A 13,331-nucleotide genomic window follows, 5' to 3' on the forward strand; every position below is an offset into this window, starting at 1 on the left:
AAACCATTGATAAACATGCATGAAGTTACTAAAATTTACGAAAGCAAACATAGACTGGGCTGGTTCCGTTCGGAAAAAAGATCAGTGACTGCAGTGAAATCACTATCTTTAGATATCGCTGCGGGGGAAATCGTAGGTCTTCTCGGTCTAAATGGCGCTGGAAAAACCACTACAATACGTATGCTCTCTACTCTCCTAGAGCCAACCTCAGGCAGTATTGAAGTCGATGGAATGTCACTGCACAAGAATCGACAGGCCATTCAGCAAAAAGTAAATATGATCGCCGGAGGAGAACGAATGTTGTACTGGCGACTCACTGGTAGAGAGAATCTTCAATACTTCGGTAAACTCTATGGAATGAACAGCCCTCAAATCGCTAGAGAAGCAGAACGTCTTCTGGAGGAAGTAGGTTTGACCCAAGCTGCTGACCAACCCGTTGAGCAATATTCTAAAGGGATGAAGCAACGGCTGCAAATCGCCCGCGGACTTATCAACGATCCACAATACTTATTTCTAGATGAGCCCACACTTGGCCTTGATGCCCCCATTGCCAGGCAGCTTCGCGGTACGATAAGAAAGCTTGCACTGGACAGTGGAAAGGGTATCCTTCTGACCAGCCATTATTTGCAGGAGGTCGAAGAACTCTGTGACCGGGTTTATGTACTGAATCGAGGCGAGCTTCTGCTCTGTGACAAACCTGAGCGGATTGTCCATCAGGTTGCAGGCTCGCAAACTGCTCATTTAGAGGTTACAGGCTGGCATGAATCACTTCGTCCCAAGCTACTAGAGCATCTACGAACATATACTCAGCCTGCGGAATTAATGGGTGTCTGCGCAACAGAAAAACTTGAACTTCGAAATGATGGACTGCAGCGCATTTCTGTAAAGACACCTTCGGCTGATAGGATCATTACAGAGCTGCTGCCATGGACTACGGAGCATGGACTTAGCATTAAAAGCTTCGCATCCGAAAAACCTAATTTGGAGGATGCGATTATCCTCCTTTCGGAAGGAAGGGTATCATGAACTTACATAGCTTATGGTTTACCCTTAGCGCGGAGATCACTAAGCAGCATCGAAATAGAGTTAAGGGACGCGCAGTGTTTTTTTCACTTCTACTCTGGCCGGCGCTCACCTTTTTAACCACCTACTTTACTATGCAGCCCTTTAGAACAGGAGCAGGATCAGCACTCTCAAAAGTAATACCAGATGGACGGATTCCCCTTTTTCTGCTGAGCGGATATCTCGTCTTTCAGTTATACTGGACGGTTGTGCAAGCCGCATGGTTATTCGAACAAGAACGCAAAGGGGGCACACTTGAGGTAGTGTTCCTAACCCCAGCGTCAAAAATGGCCTTCCTGTATGGACGTTCCATATATTCACTATTTCACGGAATATGGATGTTCGCTTGTTTCTCCATCCTGACTTTCATTTTTCTTGCGGATGCAACGACTGTTAACTGGGGCGCCTTATTGCCTGTATTAGTACTTATCATGATATCAGCGGTTATATGGGGAGCTTTGCTGTGTGCGATATCTCTATTCTCAAGGGATTCAGGGCTACTCTATTACATCTTTCAAGCACCAATGGAGCTGTTTGGTGGGGTTCGTATTCCACCAGCGGTATTCCCAGCATGGGCAACGGGCCTATCCCTTCTGTTTCCACTCACATATAGTCTGGTTCTCGTGCGCGGGGCGTTATACGATAATATCGGGATTAGCTGGTGGTGGGCTCTCGGCGCTTTAATCGTAGGTAGTTCTTGTCTTGTCATTTGTACCCGCTATCTTCTGGTTAGGGCAGAACAACATGCAAGAGTAAAAGGGAATTGGACTTTATTCTAATTGTAAATGACCAAGTCTTTAACACATAGGACCTAAATGACGTTATTTGCCGGTTCTTAGCTTTTTCAGAAGTTTCGCGGACTCCAGTGACACTATTCCTTCAAAAAGGGTTCATATTGGGAGTTTTTAGGGCAGATAACTGCTATGCAGTCCGTTAGAATTCCAAATGGGAAAGAAGACTGTGTTTAAGGTCAGTGGTGTCCGAAAACTGTTTCTTACGCGCAAATGCTCCCTAACCACAAAAAACCCGGCAGACAAATCTGCCGGGTTTTTTCATATTTTATATGCTGGAGATAAACACATCTTATAAGTCAGGATGTTCGTGTTTTGCCTTGAGACGATTCCAACGGCGCTCAACTTCTTCTTCGAAGCTGTGCAAAGCTGGCTCATTCTCAGGTTTCAACAAGTGACGAGTTTTACCCATTGTCTTCAGCCATGCTGAGAGCTCGACACGTTTGCCCTTGTCTTCGGGATTATATGTGATATTCGTAGAACCATGCTCTACTTCATATAACGGGAAGAAGCAAGACTCAACAGCTAATGAAACGATGTTAGTGCCTTCCTTATCATCAGACATCCAGTTTAGCGGACATGCGATCAGGATTTTACCATACACCAAACCTTCGTTTTGTGCGTACCACTGTGCTTTTGCCGCTTTTTTCACCAGATCCTGCGGATAAGCCTCCGAACCCGTGAAGACATAAGGAATGTTAGTAGCCGCCATAATTTGTGCTGTATCTTTATGCTGAGTCACTTTACCTTGCTGCTGCTTGCCGATACTGGAGGTTGAAGTACGGTGACCCAGTGGTGTCGAATAGGACTGCTGTGCTCCAGTATTCATGTAACCCTCGTTATCGTACTCTACAATAATCATTTTGTGACCACGCAGTGCAGCTCCAATTGCCGGTCCCATCCCGATGTCCATGCCGCCATCTCCGGTTACCATAACAAACGTAAAGTCCTCTTTAAGCCCTAGTCCATCCAGCTCACCGCGACGTTTGCGTTCCCAGAACATCTCTACGACACCGGACAAGGTAGCCGCTCCATTTTGGAAAAGATTATGGATAAATGTTGATTTATGGGAGGAATACGGGTACCCCGTAGTCGTTACCATGGCACAGCCTGTATGATAAAGTGCGACGATATCCCCTTCAATCCCTTTGAAGAAAGTCTCTAGTCCTGAGAAAATCCCACAACCCGGACACGCACCATGCCCTGGGGAGAGCCGTTTAGGTTTCTTCGTCAAGCTACGTAGCGGCGGAATCCGTACGCTTAATTTGCCCGTTGCTTCATCCTGTTTCACAGTGATCAAGCCTGTCTTCAGTGAGTCAAAGTCCATTGGCTTCAGAAGACGTTGTGGAGCTTTATCTGGTGTACCCGGATTGTGGCCGTAATAATCAAATGGTATGTCTACTCGATCTGCAGCAACAGCATCAATTGCTAATTGGAAAAATGCATGACCATCTTCTGCGTAGAAGTCCTTACCACCCAAACCGTAAATACGGCTTATTACTTTAGTCGTAGTGTTGCCATATGTGAACAGGGCTGCCTTAATTTCATTGACCATGTTACCACCGTGTCCGCCAACAGAATCTGCGCGGTCACCAACGGTGATTGCTTTAACGTTTTTCAGCGCTTCAGCAATTTGCTTCTGTGGGAAAGGACGGATCATATTCGGCGAGATTGCACCGGCTTTGATTCCTTGCAAACGAAGCTGATCTACAACATCCTTAATAATCTCAGAGGCAGAATTCATCAAGAATACGGCTACTTCAGCATCTTCCATCCGATATTCCTCGATCATTGGATAATAACGTCCGGTTAACTCAGCAAATTCCTTCGCGATTTCTTCAAAAACTTCACCCGCATTGTACATAGCTACGGACTGTTGATAACGGTTGTTAATATAGTCAGGTTCGTTCATATAAGGGCCAACGGTTACCGGATTATTGCGGTCTAAAGTATCGGTGAAACCTGTTGGAGGTTGTGCTCCAACAAATTTATGAACATCCTCCCGATGAGTAAAGGCCTGTACGCGGCGCTTCTGGTGGGAAGTGAAATATCCATCTGAGGCCACCATTACCGGAAGACGAACTTTAGCATGTTCAGCAAGCTTCAATGCCATTAGATTCATATCATAAACAGATTGTGGATCCCGGCACATTAAAATTGGCCAACCTGTATTCAGGGCAAAATACAAATCAGAATGATCCCCGTGAATATTCAGCGGTCCAGAGATCGAACGGCAGATTAGATTCATAACCATAGGCATACGCGTACCAGCTTGTACAGGCAATTGCTCAAGCATGAACATATAACCTTGGGCACTGGTAGCATTAAATACACGTCCGCCAGCCGTTGAAGCGCCATAACAGATTCCAGCAGAGCTATGCTCGCCATCTGACGGAATCAGCATAATATCATGCTGTCCGTTCGCTTTCATCGTATCAAGAAATTGCGCTACTTCTGTCGATGGAGAAATCGGAAAATACCCCATTACATGATAATTAATCTGATGAGCAGCATAAGCTGCCATTTCATTGCCGGATTCATATAGGAATTTCTGCTCTACTTTAGCAGAGCCTACTTCTTTTTCATAATCTATTGCCACGTGTATTCCACCTTTCCTCCGTTAATTAGGCCTCAGTAACGAGATCAAAAATATGCCGGACCGTATGACTCTCTGCGTAGCCTTCTTCCTCACGTTCGCCAGACAAGGCAGTTGTAGGACAAGCTTCTACACATTTTAAACAGCCTTTACAGTATTGGTAATCAATACCTTGCAGGAACATTTGTGGACGCCCCTTCTTATCAGGCTGCTCATCCCAAACAAAACACAGATCAGGACACACCGTATCGCACTGCGCACAATGAATACAATCCTCCTGCTTAAAATGAGGCAGCAAACCGGAGCGAGAAATGCTCAAGTTCTTTAAAAAGCTGCTCCCAGGATTCGTAATGGTACCGCCGATAGGCTGTGTTTCATAACCCAATGCGGAAATATCAGACCGCACGAATTCAGGCATTGTCACGCCCGCAGGCAGTGGAAAATGCATAAACTTAACTTCATTAAATCCACGGTCGAAAGTAGTCAGCGCTGACTGTACTGCCTGTGGATACTTTTTGCCTAGTGATTTCTCTATAACGCCTTTCATAATTTCAGGGTCCAAGAAATCACACATCCGGAACAACGCGCCCAGCATCGCCATATTAACGCGGTTTTTCTCATTTAAGGCGATAGTTGTAGCATCAACTACTGCAATAGTTCCTGCCATCATATTCAGGGAGGATTTCAATTCCTCCGGCGATTTTGCTGAGTTTACCAATACTGTGCTATGTTCATAAATTCCGCTAATTACGTTAACTGTCTTTGCTAGTGCTTCGTGAAATACCCCAACAACATGCGGACGCTCAACCGGAGACGTGTCACGAATAGGTGTGTTCAAATCACAAAACCGGATATGCGCTTTTACCGCTGATCCCTTCTTCTCCGAACCATATGACGAAAAGCTGACCCCATTCATTCCAGCACCGACAACACCTGCTTCCGCAAGCATTTTACCAGCCAGGTTCGCACCCAACCCTCCAATTGACTCCAGACGAATCTCAAAAAATCCGAGCTCGTTCACTTTTGGTAACTGTACCACCGACATAGCCCCTTTCAGAATGTCATCTAGTATAATATCCTTTTGACTTTTTCAACGATTGTAACTTGATTTCGCAAGACGCGAAGTGACAAATCTTGCATTTTCCAAGTGTTGCCTAAGCTTATTTATCTACTTTCATTTAGCAATAAAATTAAAAATTAAGATGTTAAATTCATCACATTGTTCATGATAAATATCACACACCGATGAAAAATCACCTCTATTTCTACAAATGTGTATCATTTATACTTTTCAACTAGTCCATTTCAGGATAAACTGATTCTTGGTGTAATTTTTTGAACCTACTTAGGAGGCATTAAATGTGAAGTCAAACGAAGCATCATTACAGAAAAAATTGCTTCCACGGCATATCAGCTTTATGGCGATGGGCGGCGTAATCGGTACGGGGATTTTTAAAGGAAGCTCTGAGACGATAAGCATTGCTGGACCAGGGGTTGTTCTCTCCTATGTATTGGCAGGCTTGCTGCTACTAGTCGTTATGGGTGCAATTGCCGAAATGGCCACGGTATACCCGAACAAAAATATGAAGGAATTCATTCGCGAAGCTTTTGGAGAACGGCTTTCCTTTATCGTGGGTTGGCTCTATTGCTTCATGTGGTTGACTGTCTGCGTGATCGAAGTGCTGGCGGCAGGAAGCTTCTTGCAATACTGGTTACCGGATGTTCCGTTATGGCTACTGAGTCTAGCAAGTGGTGCTTTAATTATTGGCATCAATATGATGAGTGTAAGCGGTTATGGAGAGACGGAGTTTTGGTTAGCAGGAATCAAAATAGCTATGATTATCATCTTTATTATTCTGGGAGCTGCATTATTGTTTGGGCTATTGCCTATGTCTGAAGGGACACCCTATTTAAGTAATTTTACGGATTATGGCGGATTATTCCCACAAGGCTGGACACCTATCTTCTCTGCCCTTCTGGTCGTCATGTTCTCATATGGCGGATCTGAGCTGATTGGACTAACTTTAACAGAAACTCAAGATGCAGAAAAAGTGTTGCCTAGAGTTGTCAAAAGCTTCATTTTGCGCGTTATTCTGTTCTATACGATTCCAATTCTGATCATCTGTGGGTTAATTCCTTGGAATCAGCTTAACGAGCATACCAGCCCCTTTGTGCAGGTTTTAGCAGCTACAGGACTTAAGGGTGCTGACCATGTTATGAACTTCATACTGATTACAGCTGTGCTCTCTGCTGCTAACTCCGGTATCTATGGCGCCACACGGATGTTGCACTCTTTGGCTTCACAGGGTGAAGCTCCACGTAGCTTAGCAAAGACCTCAGCAAAAGGTGTGCCGATCAACAGTCTTAAACTTTGCGCTATAGTTCTTTTTGTTGGTTCTATGTTAGCGTACTTCGCACAGGATGGACTTTTCCGGCTGCTGATGGCTGTTCCCGGCTTCGTAGTAAGCTTGGTATGGATCAGCATCTGTCTATCACAGCTGAAGCTGCGGAAAACCTATCCTAAAGAGCCAAGCTTTAAAGTCTGGGGCTTTCCTTATATAACGATTTTGACACTTATCTGTTTGTCGGTTATTACGATTTCCTTCCTTTTCGACACTCAGAACCGGATCAGCATAGGCACATGTCTGGGCTTCCTGCTGATGCTTACCATCTGGTCATTCGCGAAATTCCGGAAGAAGAACTAAACTAAATTGCTCGCATTGACATGTAAGAAGGTGTATCCATTGTTCCACGCGATAGCGTAGAACGGGGATACACCTTTTCTTATGGGACCGTTGATTTGCCTACTCGCACCGGATTCGTCCCGTTCTGCGGTATATATACCGTTGATTTACCTCCTCACACCGGATGCGCCTCATTCTACGGGATTTATACCGTTGATTTACCTCCTCACACCGGATGCGCCTCATTCTACGGGATTTATACCGTTGATTTACCTACTCGCAACGGATTCGGCTCATTCTACGGGATTTATACCGTTGATTCGCCTACTCGCACCGGATTCGCCACATTCTGCGGTATATATACCGTTGATTCGCCTACTCGCAACGGATTCGGCTCATTCTACGGGATTTATACCGTAGATTTGCCCACTCGTACCGGATTCGCCACATTCTGCGGGATTTATACCGTTGATTTGCCTACTCACACGGATTCGGCTCATTCTACGGGATTTATACCGTAGATTTGCTCACTCGCACCGGGTTCGCCTCATTCTGCGGGAGATATACCGTTGATTCGCCCACTCGCACCGGATTCGCCCCATTCTGCGGGATTTATACCGTTGATTTACCTCCTCACACCGGATTCGCCTCATTCTACGGGATTTATACCGTTGATTCGCCTACTCGCAACGGATGCGCCTCATTCTGCGGGATTTATACCGTTGATTCGCCTACTCGCACCGGATGCGCCCCATTCTGCGGGAATTACTTATTCTTTTGGGTTTATGGTAATTTGTCGATATACTTTAACTAGTGTTCTGCTGCACAAAATGCAACGAAATCCAAATCAGATATACGCAGACAAGCTGGCTTAATATACTCTCAGAAAATAAACTCGCGGCGTTCGAAGTTAACAAACGCAAGCTTCACCCAAACATCGGCTTCACCCAAACGCAAAAAAGCACGGGAATCTAATCCTCCCATGCTTCTTTCCATCGAAACTACAAAATCTACTCGATCTCCGGCTGAATATGCTCCGCGATCAATTGTTGCTTGTTGGTCCAGACCTTCTCACTCAGATTCACCCGGTACACCTCAGGATTGAGCTTACGCAGATATTCCGGCCAGAACAGATCCTTCTGCTCCCGATGGTAACGGCGAACTTCATTCAGATCCGGCAAAGTATAGACCTGGAAGCCGTTCACATAGATCGGCTCAAGCATAGGCAGCGCTTCATAGCGCTCCACATACTTGTGCATGTATGGATGCAGCGGATTAAACAGCTTCACCCGACCGCCGTTGCGCGGAGCTTCCTCTTCCGGGAAGCAGATATAATCTGCTAGCGCTTTGCCATTTTTCCCGATAATCCGGAATACGTCCTTGCTGCCTGGCGTGGATACTTTTTCAGGGTTAGAAGAAATCTTGATCGTCGGTACCATTTCTCCCGTTGCGGACTCAATTTCTACTAGCTTATAGACCCCACCCAAAGAGGGTTGATCCGAAGCCGTAATCAATTGGGTGCCTACGCCCCACGTGTCGATGGCTGCACCTTGCAGCTTCAGATCCATGATTGTATTCTCATCCAAATCATTGGATGCCACAATCTTCACATAATCGAGCCCAGCTTCATCCAGCATGTTCCGCGCCTGCCGGGATAGATAGGCTAAGTCACCGCTGTCTAAGCGGATACCGATCATCTTTTTACCTTGAGCTTCAAGCTTTTTGGCGGTTCTAATCGCATTCGGCACACCACTGCGCAACGTATCGAAGGTATCAACTAATAGTGTAACTTCATCCGGCATCACCTTGGCATAAGCATCAAAAGCTTCCTGCTCGCTGCTGAAGCTCTGAACCCAAGAATGCGCATGTGTACCTTTGGTAGGGATGCCAAACATTTTACCTGCCAGCATGTTAGAGGTTGCATCAAAGCCGCCGATATAAGCCGCTCTAGCGCCCCAGACCGCCGCATCCGCTTCTTGTGCCCGTCGGGTACCAAACTCCAGCAGAATATCATTCGGAGCCACCTGCTTAATTCGGGAAGCCTTCGTAGCGATCAGCGTCTGGTAGTTCATGAAGTTCAGAATGGCGGTCTCCACCAGCTGCGCTTCCATGATCGTCCCTTCCACACGGATTAGTGGCTCATCCGGAAAAATCAACGCCCCTTCTTTCATCGAATAAACATTGCCCTGAAAATGAAATTGCAGCAATTCTTCCAAAAAAGCGGGAGCGTAATTTTCTTCTTGCTCCGACAAGTAACGGATATCATCTTCGGTGAAACGCAAACCGCCGATGTACCCAACGATACGCTCTAATCCTGCGAACACGGCATAGCCGTTTCCGAAAGGTAACTTGCGGAAATAAGCTTCAAATACAGCTTTTCGCTTATGGCTTCCATTCACCCAGTGAGCATACATCATATTGATCTGATATTTATCTGTATGTAGCGCAAGTTCTCTCTTCAAGTCCTCATCTCCTAATATCCACGTTGCTGTATGTGTATGTTTTTTATAGTATTATGCCTTAACAACGTCTGCTCCTAAACTTCCCCGGAAATGATTTAGTGCCCATTTATGTCCATCCGCGTTGAAGCTGGCGACCGCATCTTCGTGCACAGTAATAGTAAAACCTTTGTTATATGCATCCACCGCAGTGTGCAAAACACATATATCTGTACATACACCAATCAAATGAAGGTCAGTAATGCCACGTTCCCGCAGCTTGATCTCTAGATCGGTTCCACTAAAAGCGCTATATCGAGTTTTGTCCATCCAATAGATGGAATCCTGGTCAGCTTCATAAACAGTTTTCAGACTTCCATAAAGCTCCCGCCCCTCAGTCCCTCGTACATTGTGAGGTGGAAACAGTTTACTCTCAGGATGATAAGGATCATTGTCTTCATGTAAATCTACAGCCATTACAACATAATCGCCATTTTGGACAAACTCAGATGTTAATTGGCTGATTCTTGGCTCGATGTCGATTGCAGGCTGCCCAACCGGTAAATTCCCATTGACAAAATCATTGGTAAAGTCAATTACTATTAGTGCTCTCATGAGAATCGTCCCTCCCCTGATTTAAGACACTACGTATAAATGGACAACAATGGCTCGTGATCTGTAAACATATACAGCTGAGCCGGGCGTTGTGAGTATTGATTGGAGCTGAGTGCATTGCCCTCTTCATCTCTCACTTCTTTTAATATACCCTGACGGCTGCGTGTTGACGTGATTTTACGAATAAAATTTGGCTCTTTAAATTCCGGCACTACTGTCTGAATCACCTGATAAAGCTCACTTAGCGTAAAATGCCTAGGCAAAAACTGTCTTGCTATCGTTGTCTGCAGCATTTGCTGTTGGATACGTACGTATGCATCCTTGATGATTTCATGGTGGTCAAAAGCGAGCTCCAGTTCTTCTAACGCTTCCTGCAACGTAAATAAACCCACTTCACCCGCATCGTCGGAAGCTTGTCTTTGTTCCAGCATCCACTCTTCTACTAAGGCGAAAAAGGCATGGCTGATTATCCATCCCCGAGGGTCGCGGCCAGGTGTACTATAAACTCCAAGATATTCTAAGTGACCTCCATCGACACCGGTCTCTTCTTTCAGCTCACGAGTTGCAGCATCATAAATAGACTCATCTTCCTGACAGAATCCGCCTGGTAGAGCCCACATGCCTGCACATGGCCATTTTTTCCGTCTAATTAACATTACCTTCAATTCACGTAAAGGCAGCGTCTTAGTGACCGTCTTCCGTTCGCGTTTGGTCAGTGTAAACATTACAATGTCGGCCGGAACACCATCCGGTGTACGATATTTTTTGGCGTTATAGGTTAATTCCCCATTGTCGCTCATAATTGCCCCATCCTTTTCCGAAGCTGTAGTTTTACTTATTCGTATCTTTAAATGTACCAAACATGTTCTTCATAAATCAACAGCTAAATTCCATTATTTTACATTATCCTACAAAAAAGACTATATGAGAAACGACCTTGTCGTTGAATTATAAGGATTATGTATATTCTTGAATCTTACTTCTACCTCTTATATTGAAATAAAGGGACGGATCTGCATCCGCCCCCTGAACTGAGTGTGGGTTATCCGCATGTGGTCGGAGGCGCTTCGGTGCCGGCTTCCACATTTATTTTTTCCGAAACGGTATCTCTAATCACGGAAATTACCAGCTGGAGCAAATAATTAATATCGCTCTGGCTTTGCTGAAATTCATTGACGACAGGAATACCGTCGATCTCATCTTGCAGCACTTCAATTTCACGTTCAATTTTGGCGACCATATCTTTATTATTGAAGCTTTCGAAGGCCACGATTTCTTTTTGTTTTTTCTTAATGGTTGCAATCAGTCCTTGCACACGCTCGTGATTAAGAATTTTTTGCTCCGCCTGCTGAAAATGGCGAACCTCTTCGCTGGTTGAGATTAATGATGCTAATTCTTTAGCTTTGCCCATAATATCCTCGCGAACGATCAGATCACGAGTATTATAAGTCTTCATTCCATATTTATTCAACCGTTGTTCTTCTGTACTCATTAGTCATCTCCCCATTCGTATGTGATTAATGAACAGCTGCGGCCTCAACCACAATATCCCCTTTAATGTACCATGTTTTGGTATCTGTAATTCTCACGTTTACAAATGTGCCGATAAGCTCCTTCGGACCTTCAAAATGGACCAGCTTGTTAGCGCGGGAACGGCCAGAAAGGACTTCGGAGTTATTCTTACTCTCCCCTTCTACCAGCACCTCTACAACTTCACCCAGCATCCGGTCATTAATGATCCGGCTGTTCTCCTTGATGAGATCATTTAATCTTTGCAGACGTTCACTTTTCACCGACATCGGTACATTATCTTCCATGGCCGCTGCTGGTGTACCCTCCCGTGGAGAATAAATAAACGTATATGCCATATCATACCCAACCTCACGCACAAGCGATAGGGTATCTTCAAATTGCTCATCAGTCTCCCCAGGGAAACCAACGATAATATCGGTACTTAATACAGCATTCGGCACACTTATCTTAATCTTACGCACTAATTCCAGGTAAGCTTCCCGGGTATATTTACGGCTCATTTTCTTAAGAACGGCAGTACTTCCCGATTGTACCGGCAGATGGATATGCTCCACCAAGTTGCCGCCTTTGCCTAGAACCTCAATCAATTTATCGTCAAAATCCCGCGGATGCGATGTCATGAAGCGAATGCGCGGAATATCAATCAGGCGCATATCATCCATCAGGTTACCGAAAGTGTAATCAATGTCTGTAAAATCTTTACCGTAAGCATTTACGTTCTGCCCCAGCAACGTTACTTCCTTGAAGCCTTGGCGGGCAAGCTCTCTCACCTCAGCGATAACGTCCTCTGGACGACGACTGCGTTCTTTACCGCGTGTAAACGGTACGATGCAATACGTGCAGAACTTATCACAGCCATACATAATGTTCACCCAAGCGCGCATGCCTTCCCGCTTCTTCGGCAAGTTCTCAATAATGTCGCCTTCTTTAGACCATACCTCAACCACAAGCTCTTTACTAAATACCGCTTCTTTAATGAGGTGTGGCAATCTGTGAATATTATGCGTACCGAAGATCATATCCACGAAGCCATGCTTTGACATAATCCGGTTGACTACGCCTTCCTCTTGGGACATGCAACCGCATACCCCTAACAACAGACCCGGCTTCTCGATCTTCAGGTTCTTAAGATGTCCTAGCTCTCCAAATACCTTATCCTCGGCGTTCTCCCGAATCGCACAAGTATTCAGCAAAATGAGATCCGCGTCATTACGGTCAGCGACACTGCGGTAGCCCATCTGTTCCAATAGGCCCTTCATCGTTTCCGTGTCATGCTCATTCATTTGGCAGCCATAAGTCGTTATATGATAATATTTGCCCACTCCGAAATTCTGCATCTCTTCAGGAATCTCGAAATCATAATGCACTTCTATTTCTTCCTTGCCGCGCCGTTTTCCTTCTTTATAGTCAGGCTGGCTATTAATTTGCACATTTCTTCCTTTAATCCGGTAAGTAACCTTACCTTCTTCTTCACTAATTACCTTTGCATCACTAAAATCAAAATATTTCGAATAATCCTTAGAACCCTTGCCGGATTTTAAGTCCGGTGAGTTGTGGTTCCCCTTTGTCATGCTGTTTTCACGTCCTCTATTGTTCAACAATTATTTTTATA

The 13,331-nt window shown here is 45.2% G+C and carries 12 protein-coding genes; 5 read left to right on the forward strand and 7 right to left on the reverse strand.

Going from position 1 to position 13,331, the window contains the following annotated elements:
• Positions 1–15: 15 nt before the first annotated feature.
• Together NSQ66_RS17180 and NSQ66_RS17185 are read left to right on the forward strand one after the other, a co-directional pair.
• Positions 16–1,026 carry an ABC transporter ATP-binding protein gene (locus NSQ66_RS17180; protein ID WP_038574550.1) on the forward strand — a complete coding sequence of 337 codons (1,011 nt, stop codon included), beginning with the start codon at positions 16–18 and terminating at the stop codon, positions 1,024–1,026.
• A complete protein-coding gene (locus tag NSQ66_RS17185; RefSeq protein ID WP_076103969.1) occupies positions 1,023–1,841 on the forward strand; it encodes an ABC transporter permease in 819 nt (272 codons plus the stop codon). The genes NSQ66_RS17180 and NSQ66_RS17185 overlap by 4 nt, the downstream gene beginning before the upstream one ends.
• Positions 1,842–2,145: 304 nt before the next feature.
• Here NSQ66_RS17185 and NSQ66_RS17190 read toward each other — a convergent pair whose 3' ends face one another.
• The gene (locus NSQ66_RS17190) at positions 2,146–4,452 is read right to left on the reverse strand and encodes a thiamine pyrophosphate-dependent enzyme (RefSeq protein WP_076103970.1); all 2,307 of its coding nucleotides are present in this window, start codon (positions 4,450–4,452) and stop codon (positions 2,146–2,148) included.
• 25 nt (positions 4,453–4,477) lie between these two features.
• Positions 4,478–5,488, reverse strand: coding sequence for a 2-oxoacid:acceptor oxidoreductase family protein (locus NSQ66_RS17195; protein WP_076142131.1), 1,011 nt, complete (start codon positions 5,486–5,488; stop codon positions 4,478–4,480).
• A gap of 322 nt (positions 5,489–5,810) precedes the next feature.
• Here NSQ66_RS17195 and NSQ66_RS17200 point away from each other — a divergent pair, with 322 nt between their 5' ends.
• The 3 genes from NSQ66_RS17200 to NSQ66_RS17210 all read left to right on the forward strand — a co-directional run bounded on the left by NSQ66_RS17200 (position 5,811) and on the right by NSQ66_RS17210 (position 8,008).
• Positions 5,811–7,154, forward strand: coding sequence for an amino acid permease (locus NSQ66_RS17200; protein WP_036688050.1), 1,344 nt, complete (start codon positions 5,811–5,813; stop codon positions 7,152–7,154).
• A gap of 95 nt (positions 7,155–7,249) precedes the next feature.
• Positions 7,250–7,654: a hypothetical protein gene (locus NSQ66_RS17205; protein WP_141118594.1), complete on the forward strand. Its 405-nt coding sequence runs from the start codon at positions 7,250–7,252 to the stop codon at positions 7,652–7,654.
• Positions 7,655–7,702: 48 nt separating this feature from the next.
• The gene (locus tag NSQ66_RS17210; protein WP_141118595.1) at positions 7,703–8,008 is read left to right on the forward strand and encodes a hypothetical protein; all 306 of its coding nucleotides are present in this window, start codon (positions 7,703–7,705) and stop codon (positions 8,006–8,008) included.
• Between the two features lie 135 nt (positions 8,009–8,143).
• Here NSQ66_RS17210 and NSQ66_RS17215 read toward each other — a convergent pair whose 3' ends face one another.
• The 5 genes from NSQ66_RS17215 to miaB form a co-directional block, all read right to left on the reverse strand.
• The gene (locus NSQ66_RS17215; RefSeq protein WP_036688051.1) at positions 8,144–9,595 is read right to left on the reverse strand and encodes a nicotinate phosphoribosyltransferase; all 1,452 of its coding nucleotides are present in this window, start codon (positions 9,593–9,595) and stop codon (positions 8,144–8,146) included.
• A 51-nt stretch (positions 9,596–9,646) separates the two neighbouring features.
• Positions 9,647–10,186 (reverse strand): isochorismatase family cysteine hydrolase, encoded by a 540-nt coding sequence (locus NSQ66_RS17220; RefSeq protein ID WP_076100056.1) that lies wholly within the window; start codon positions 10,184–10,186, stop codon positions 9,647–9,649.
• Between the two features lie 29 nt (positions 10,187–10,215).
• On the reverse strand, positions 10,216–10,986 hold the full coding sequence (locus NSQ66_RS17225) for an NUDIX domain-containing protein (RefSeq protein ID WP_036688055.1): 771 nt from the start codon (positions 10,984–10,986) through the stop codon (positions 10,216–10,218).
• 242 nt (positions 10,987–11,228) lie between these two features.
• Entirely contained in the window at positions 11,229–11,678 is a 450-nt protein-coding gene (locus NSQ66_RS17230; RefSeq protein ID WP_036688057.1) for a YlbF family regulator, read from the reverse strand.
• 25 nt (positions 11,679–11,703) lie between these two features.
• The gene (gene miaB, locus NSQ66_RS17235; RefSeq protein ID WP_038571650.1) at positions 11,704–13,290 is read right to left on the reverse strand and encodes a tRNA (N6-isopentenyl adenosine(37)-C2)-methylthiotransferase MiaB; all 1,587 of its coding nucleotides are present in this window, start codon (positions 13,288–13,290) and stop codon (positions 11,704–11,706) included.
• Between the last annotated feature and the right edge of the window lie 41 nt (positions 13,291–13,331).

It is taken from the genome of Paenibacillus sp. FSL H3-0329, assembly GCF_037963285.1.
Lineage (GTDB): Bacteria > Bacillota > Bacilli > Paenibacillales > Paenibacillaceae > Paenibacillus_AQ > Paenibacillus_AQ odorifer.